Origin of the sequence: Streptomyces calvus (assembly GCF_006782915.1) — a bacterium.
In the GTDB taxonomy this organism is placed as follows: domain Bacteria; phylum Actinomycetota; class Actinomycetes; order Streptomycetales; family Streptomycetaceae; genus Streptomyces; species Streptomyces calvus.
Window position 1 is genome coordinate 36,689 of record NZ_VCNP01000028.1, and the last position, 6,973, is coordinate 43,661.

Consider the following 6,973-nt stretch of genomic DNA (forward strand, 5'->3'; position numbering starts at 1 on the left):
GGACACAGTCGGCCCCGACTTCGTTATCGGACGCCTACACGAGCACCACGGCTCACACGACCAGGCTGAGCGCCGCGGCGACCACGAACCCGGCCACGGACAGCACGCTCTCCAGCACCGTCCACGTCCTGAGCGTGTCCCGCTCGCTGATGCCGAAGTACTTGGCGACCATCCAGAACCCGCCGTCGTTGACGTGCGAGGCGAAGATGGAGCCCGCCGAGATGGCCATGATGACGAGCGCCACGAACGCCTGCGAGTGGTCGCCCTCGGCGAGCAGCGGCGCGACGATGCCCGCCGTCGTCACGATCGCCACGGTCGCCGAGCCCTGCGCGACCCGCAGCACCACGGAGATCAGGTACGACAGCACGATCACCGGCAGGCCGACGTCGTTGAAGGTGTCCGAGAGCGCCTGGGCGACGCCGCTGGCCTTGAGGACCGCGCCGAACACGCCGCCCGCGCCGACCACCAGCAGGATGTTGCCGACCGGCTTCAGCGAGGACGTGGAGACGGTCTCCAGGGACTTGCGGGACCAGCCGCGCCGGATGCCCAGCAGGTAGTAGGCGAGGAACAGGGCGAGGGTGAGCGCCACGAAGGGGTGGCCGAAGAACTCGATGACCGAGCGGAGGGTGGAGGGGTCCAGGGCGATGGAGGAGAACGTCGCCGCGAGGATCAGGACCAGCGGCGTGCCGATGATGCCGAGGACCGTGCCGAGCGGCACCGGCGTCTCCCGCGGTTCCACGCCGGAGGCGCGCTGTTCGGTGACGACGGCCTGCTTGGCCTCCTCGGCCGCCTCGACCATGTCCTGCGGCACGGCGACGAAGATGCGCTTGCCGATCCAGGCGGAGTAGGCCCACGCGGCCACGACGGCGGGGATGCCGCAGACGACGCCCATGAGGATGACCCAGCCGAGGTCGACGTGGAGCAGTCCGGCGGCGGCCACCGGGCCCGGGTGCGGCGGCAGGAAGGCGTGGGTGACGGAGAGGCCGGCGAGCAGCGGCAGGCAGTACAGCAGGATCGACTTGCCGGAGCGCTTGGCGGCGGCGTACACGATCGGCGCGAGGACGAAGATGCCGACGTCGAAGAAGACCGGGATGCCGAAGATCAGGCCGGTGAGGCCCATGGCGAGGGGTGCCCGCTTCTCGCCGAACAGGCCGAGCAGCCGGCCGGCCAGCACTTCGGCGCCGCCGCTGACTTCGAGGATCGCGCCGAGCATGGTGCCCAGGCCGATGATGATCGCGACGTGGCCGAGGATGCCGCCCATGCCGGACTCGATGGTGGAGACCGCGTCGGAGCGCTGGACGGTGCCGAAGAGTTCGGTGACCGACAGGCCGGCCATCAGGCCGACGGCTATGGAGACGCCGAGCAGCGCGACGAACGGCTGGAGCCGCACCTTGATGATCAGGAAGAGCAGGAGCGCGATGCCGATGGCGGCGACGGTCAGCAGACCGGCGGTGCCGTCGAGGAGGAGGAGCAGTCCACCGGTGTGCGGTGGTGTCTCCGCCGGTGCGGACGCGGCGAGCGGGAGGGACGGATGGGACATGCGGGGGTCCTCTGGGTAAGGGCATGGGGCTTTCGGGCAGGGGGGCTCGCGGCACGGCGTCCCGAGGGGTGGGGGACGCCGTGCCGTGGCGGGTACGGCGTGCGGGCTGGGTGAGAGGGCGGGCTCGGGTCAGCCGAGGACGGCGAGCGCGTCGATCTCGATGAGGAGTCCGGCGGGCAGACCGACGTAGACGGTGGTGCGCGCGGCGGGCGGCTGGGTGAGGCCCTGCTCCTCGAAGTAGGTGTTGTAGAGGTCGTTCATCTCCGCGAAGTGGTCGACGTCGGTGAGGTAGACGCGGATCATCATCACGTCGTCCCAGCTCGCGCCGCCCTCTTCGAGGATCGCCTTGACGTTGGCGAGGGTCTGGAGGGTCTGCTCGCGCAGGGTGGGTCCGGCGGGCGTCGGCGGCTTGCCGTCCTCGGCGGGGAGGAACCCGACCTGACCGGCGACCTGGAGGATGTTCCCCTTGCGCACGCCGTGGGAGAACTTCGCGGGCGGAGTGGTGTGGGTCTTCGGGGTGAGGGCGGTCTTCTCGGTCATGCGGGGCTGTCCTTACTGGAGTTCTGCCGGGGTTCTGCCGGAGTACTCTCCGCTGATCGCGTCCGCGGTACGGCGCACCAGCGGGAGCAGGGTGAGGAGTTCGTCGGCGGTGACGACGACGTTCGGCGCGGAGACCGACATCGCGGCGACCACCTTGCCGTCGGCGCCGCGGATCGGCGCGGCGACGCAGTTGATGGACTCCTCGTGGCCGCCGAGGTCGGTGGCCCAGCCCTGTTCGCGCACCGTGTCCAGCTCGCGCAGGAACGCGGCCGGGTTGGGTGTCGAACGGGACGTGTACATGGGGTAGTCGAGCTTCTCCGCGAGGGCGCGGCGCTCGTGTTCGGGCAGGTCGGCCAGGAGCAGTTTGGCGACGGCGGCGACGGTGATCGCGACGGGCTTGCCGATCCGCGAGTACATGCGCACCGGGTAGCGGCTCTCCACCTTGTCGATGTAGAGGACCTCGTTCTCCTCGTACACGGCGAGGTGGACGGTGTGCCCGCACTCCTCGTTGAGGCGTACGAGGTGGGCGTGGGCGATCTCGCGGACGTCGAGGTTCTCCATCGCCTCCTGGGCGAGGGCGAAGAGGCGGGCGCCGAGGCGGTAGCGCTGGTCGGACTGGCGGTAGACCAGGCCGTGCTCGTGCAGGGTGCGCAGCAGGCGCAGGGCCGTGGACTTGTGCACGCCGAGGCGGTCGGCGACCTGCCCGAGGTCGGCGGGGCCCTCCGCGAGCAGCGGCAGGATGCTCAGTGCGCGGTCGACGGTCTGGCTCATGGGGTGCGTACCTCCTCCTCGGCCCCTTCGTCGGCCTGTGTCCAGCCGGGGCCGAGTCGCAGTCTCCCCCACGCGGTGTCGTCCAGGGCGGCCAGGCGGTCGGCGAGGGCGCGGGCGGGGGGTGCGGCGAGGTCGCCGGGGGCGGTGAGGGTGGCGGCGGCCCAGAGGTGTCCGTGCCGGATCCGGTCCCGTACGGGGAGGCCGCGCAGGGTGGCGGAGAGGAACCCGGCGGCGAAGGCGTCGCCGGCGCCGGTCGTGGCGACCACGTCGACGCGGAGGGCGGGGGCGGTCGCGGCGGGGCGGGGTGCGTGGCCGGGCGTCGAGGGGGTGCGGACGAAGGCCGCGGCGCCCCGTGCTCCCTGCTTGACGACCAGGACGTCCGGTTCGGGCAGGGCCGCGCGGAGGGCCGACGGGTCGCCGTCGATGCCCCAGGCCGCCTCCGCCTCGTCCTCGCCGACGAAGACGATGTCGGCCGCGCGGGCCAGTTCCAGCAGGACCTCGGGTCCGGGGCTGTCGCGCCACAGGCCCGGCCGGTGGTTGACGTCGAAGGAGACGAGCGGGCGGGCCGGAGCGGGCGCGGTCAGCCGGCGCATCAGGGCCAGGCAGTCGGCGGAGAGCGCGGCCGTGATGCCCGACAGGTGCAGGACGCGTCCGGCGTGGACGGCGTCGAGGTCCACTCCGGTGGCGCTCATCGCGGAGGCCGCGGAGCCGGCCCGGTAGTAGGCGACCTCGTGGGTGTCGCCGGCCCGGTCGCCGGCCGTGCGGAAGTAGATGCCGGTCGGGCGGGCCGGGTCGCGGTGGACGTGCCGCACGTCGACGCCGTGGCCGCCGATGGTGTCGAGGAGGTGGTCGCCGAAGCCGTCGGCGCCGACCCGGCTGATCCACCGGGTGGTGTGTCCGGCCGCGGCCAGCATGCACGCCACGTTGGACTCGGCGCCGCCGATCCCGCGGTCGAAGGAGGGCACGTCGGCGAGGCGGCCGGGCCGGGTGGGCAGGAACGTCACCATGGACTCGCCGAGCGCGACGACGTCCACGACGTCGGGGGCGTTGCGGGGTCCGGTGACGGTCACGATGGCGGGGCTCCTCGTCTCGGTGGGGCCGCGGTGTCCGTTGACCCCGCGTGGCCGAGATGTTAGACAGCGTTAAGCGATATACGCAATGCGTGTTGCACAAAATGCAACGCACCTGATCAGGGAGGTCTGATGGTCCTCGACCCCGGCTCCGACCCCGGCTCCGACGCCCGCGCCCGCCTCGCCCGTCTCACCGAGGAACGTGTCGACCACCGCTTCAAGGGCCTCCCGCCGGACGCCGAGGGGCTGACCGTCGGCGAGCTGGCCGCGCAGCGCCGCAACCTGTTCACCGGCGGCTTCACCACGCCCGTGCTCGCGCTCTCCGCCGAGCGCCTGGAGCACAACCTGAGGCTGATGGAGACGTACGCGGCCCGGCACGGGCTCGCCTTCGCCCCGCACGGCAAGACGTCCATGGCGCCGCAGCTCTTCCACCGCCAGATCGAGCACGGGGCGTGGGGCATCACGCTCGCCGTGCCGCACCAGGTGCGGGTGGCGCGGTCGTTCGGGATCCGGCGGGTCTTCCTCGCCAACGAGCTGGTGGACGCGGCGGCCCTGCGCTGGATCGCCGCGGAGCTGGACGCGGACCCGGACTTCCGGTTCGTCTGCTACGTCGACTCCGTGCGCGGGGTGGAGCTGATGGACGCGGCGCTCGCGGGGGCCTCGCGGCCGGTGGACGTGGTGGTGGAGCTGGCCGCCGGGGAGGGTGCGCGTACCGGCGTGCGGACGGAGGCGGAGTGCGCGGCCGTCGCCGACGCCGTCGCGGACGCCCGCGGGCTGCGGCTGGTCGGGGTCGCGGGGTACGAGGGCGAGGTGCCGCAGGCGGACTCCGAGCGGGTGCGCGCGTGGCTGCGGCGGCTGGTGGCGCTCGCCGTGGACTTCGACGAGGCGGGCCGGTTCACGGGCCTGGACGAGATCGTGGTGAGCGCGGGCGGCAGCGCCTGGTTCGACGCGGTCGCCGACGTCTTCGACGGGCTCCCGGACCTGTCCGTGCCCGTGCTGAAGCTGCTGCGTTCGGGAGCGTACGTCTCGCACGACGACGGCCACTACCGCAAGCTGACCCCGTTCAACCGGGTGCCGGAGGAGGGTGCGCTGGAGCCGGCGTTCCGGCTGTGGACGCAGGTCGTCTCCCGTCCCTCCGCCGAGCAGGCGTTCACCAACGCGGGCAAGCGGGACGCCGCCTACGACCTGGACCTGCCGTTCGCCCAGGTGGTCCGCCGGGACGGCGCCGAGCGCCCGGCCGACGGCATCGCGGTGACCGGACTGTCCGACCAGCACGCCTGGCTGCGCACCACCGGGGAGGCCGATCTGGAGGTCGGCGACTGGGTGGGCCTCGGGCTGTCCCACCCGTGCACGTCGTTCGACAAATGGGTGCTCATCCCCGTGGCCGAGGCGGACGGCACGGTGGTCGACTACATCCGTACGTTCTTCTAGGAGGCCGGCATGGAAGAGCTCGTCATCCGGGACGCGGACGTCGTGGACGGCTCCGGCGACCCCTCCTACCGCGCGGACGTGGTCGTGGACGGAGGACGGATCGTCTCGATCGTGAAGGAGGCGGCGGACGCGGGCTGCCAGCGTCCGACGGCCCGGCGTGAGCTGGACGCCGAGGGTCTGGTGCTGGCGCCCGGCTTCATCGACATGCACGCCCACAGCGATCTGGCGCTGCTGCGCGACCCCGACCACAGCGCCAAGGCCGCGCAGGGCGTCACGCTCGAAGTGCTCGGCCAGGACGGGCTGTCGTACGCGCCGGTCGACGACCGCACGCTCGGTGAGGTGCGCCGGGCGATCGCCGGCTGGAACGGCTCCGGCGACGACATCGACTTCGACTGGCGCACGGTCGGCGAGTACCTGGACCGCCTCGACCGGGGCATCGCGGTCAACGCCGCGTATCTGATCCCGCAGGGCACGGTCCGCGCGCTCGCCGTCGGCTGGGAGGACCGCGAGGCCACGCCGGAAGAGCTGGACCGGATGCGGCAGTTGGTCGCCGAGGGCATGGAGCAGGGCGCGGTCGGCATGTCGTCGGGGCTGACGTACACGCCCGGCATGTACGCCGAGGACGCCGAACTGACCGAGCTGTGCCGGGTGGTGGCGTCGTACGGCGGCTACTACTGCCCGCACCACCGCTCCTACGGGGCGGGCGCGCTGGAGGCGTACGAGGAGATGGTGGCGCTGACCAGGGAGGCGGGCTGCCCGCTGCACCTGGCGCACGCCACGATGAACTTCGGCGTGAACAGGGGCCGGGCGCCGGAGCTGCTGTCGCTGCTGGACGCGGCGCTGGACGCGGGCGCCGACATCAGCCTCGACACCTACCCGTACACGCCCGGCTGCACGACCCTGGTGGCGCTGCTGCCGAGCTGGGCGAGCGAGGGCGGTCCGCAGGAGATCCTGCGGCGGCTCGCGGACGAGGCGACGGCCGAGCGGATCCGGCACCACCTGGAGGTCACCGGCTCGGACGGCTGCCACGGCGTGCCGGTGGAGTGGGAGACGATCGAGATCTCGGGCGTCGGCGATCCGGCGCTGGGCGCGTACGTGGGCCGTACGGTCCTGGAGTCGGCGCGGGAGCGCGGCGAGAGTCCCTGGGCGGTGGCGCGTGAGCTGCTGCTGAAGGACCGGCTGGCGCCGACGATCCTCCAGCACGTCGGGCACGAGGAGAACGTGCGGGCGATCATGCGGCACCGGGTGCACACCGGCGGCTCGGACGGCATCCTCCAGGGCGCCAAGCCGCATCCGCGCGCCTACGGCACGTTCCCGCACTACCTCGGGCACTACGTACGGGAGTTGGGCGTGCTGTCGCTGGAGGAGTGCGTGGCGCATCTGACCTCGCGGCCGGCGGCGCGGCTGCGACTGCCGGACCGGGGGCTGGTGCGCGAGGGCTACCGGGCCGACCTGGTGCTGTTCGACCCGGCGACGGTGGCCGCGGGCTCGACCTTCGCAGAGCCGCGGACGTTGCCGACGGGCATCCCGCACGTGCTGGTCGACGGGCGGTTCGTGATCGAGGACGGGCGGCGCACGGACGAACTGGCGGGGGGGGGGGGGGGGGGGGGGGGGGGGCGGG

At 72.8% G+C, this 6,973-nt stretch carries 6 protein-coding genes; 2 read left to right on the top strand and 4 right to left on the bottom strand.

Features of this window, described 5'->3' with window-relative positions:
- Positions 1 to 52 precede the first annotated feature (52 nt).
- The 4 genes from FGW31_RS12210 to FGW31_RS12225 form a co-directional block, all read right to left on the bottom strand.
- Positions 53 to 1,540, bottom strand: a complete 1,488-nt coding sequence (locus tag FGW31_RS12210; RefSeq protein ID WP_142193438.1) for a GntP family permease — start codon at positions 1,538 to 1,540, stop codon at positions 53 to 55.
- A gap of 129 nt (positions 1,541 to 1,669) precedes the next feature.
- Positions 1,670 to 2,080: a RidA family protein gene (locus tag FGW31_RS12215; RefSeq protein ID WP_142193439.1), complete on the bottom strand. Its 411-nt coding sequence runs from the start codon at positions 2,078 to 2,080 to the stop codon at positions 1,670 to 1,672.
- 12 nt (positions 2,081 to 2,092) lie between these two features.
- Positions 2,093 to 2,851, bottom strand: a complete 759-nt coding sequence (locus FGW31_RS12220; RefSeq protein ID WP_142193440.1) for an IclR family transcriptional regulator — start codon at positions 2,849 to 2,851, stop codon at positions 2,093 to 2,095.
- The gene (locus tag FGW31_RS12225; RefSeq protein WP_142193441.1) at positions 2,848 to 3,921 is read right to left on the bottom strand and encodes a sugar kinase; all 1,074 of its coding nucleotides are present in this window, start codon (positions 3,919 to 3,921) and stop codon (positions 2,848 to 2,850) included. Before FGW31_RS12225 ends, FGW31_RS12220 begins: the two co-directional genes overlap by 4 nt.
- Positions 3,922 to 4,053: 132 nt before the next feature.
- On the opposite strand from FGW31_RS12225, the gene FGW31_RS12230 reads away from it, so the two are divergent.
- Together FGW31_RS12230 and FGW31_RS12235 are read left to right on the top strand one after the other, a co-directional pair.
- Positions 4,054 to 5,352: an amino acid deaminase gene (locus FGW31_RS12230; protein ID WP_142193442.1), complete on the top strand. Its 1,299-nt coding sequence runs from the start codon at positions 4,054 to 4,056 to the stop codon at positions 5,350 to 5,352.
- A gap of 9 nt (positions 5,353 to 5,361) precedes the next feature.
- A partial coding sequence (locus tag FGW31_RS12235; RefSeq protein WP_142193443.1) for an N-acyl-D-amino-acid deacylase family protein occupies positions 5,362 to 6,973 on the top strand: 1,612 nt, incomplete at its 3' end.

Coding starts and splice junctions, on each gene's coding strand:
- FGW31_RS12220 (WP_142193440.1), bottom strand. CDS start 2,851: ATGAGCCAGACCGTCGACCGCGCACTGAGCATCCTGCCGCTGCTCGCG.
- FGW31_RS12230 (WP_142193442.1), top strand. CDS start 4,054: ATGGTCCTCGACCCCGGCTCCGACCCCGGCTCCGACGCCCGCGCCCGC.
- FGW31_RS12210 (WP_142193438.1), bottom strand. CDS start 1,540: ATGTCCCATCCGTCCCTCCCGCTCGCCGCGTCCGCACCGGCGGAGACA.
- FGW31_RS12215 (WP_142193439.1), bottom strand. CDS start 2,080: ATGACCGAGAAGACCGCCCTCACCCCGAAGACCCACACCACTCCGCCC.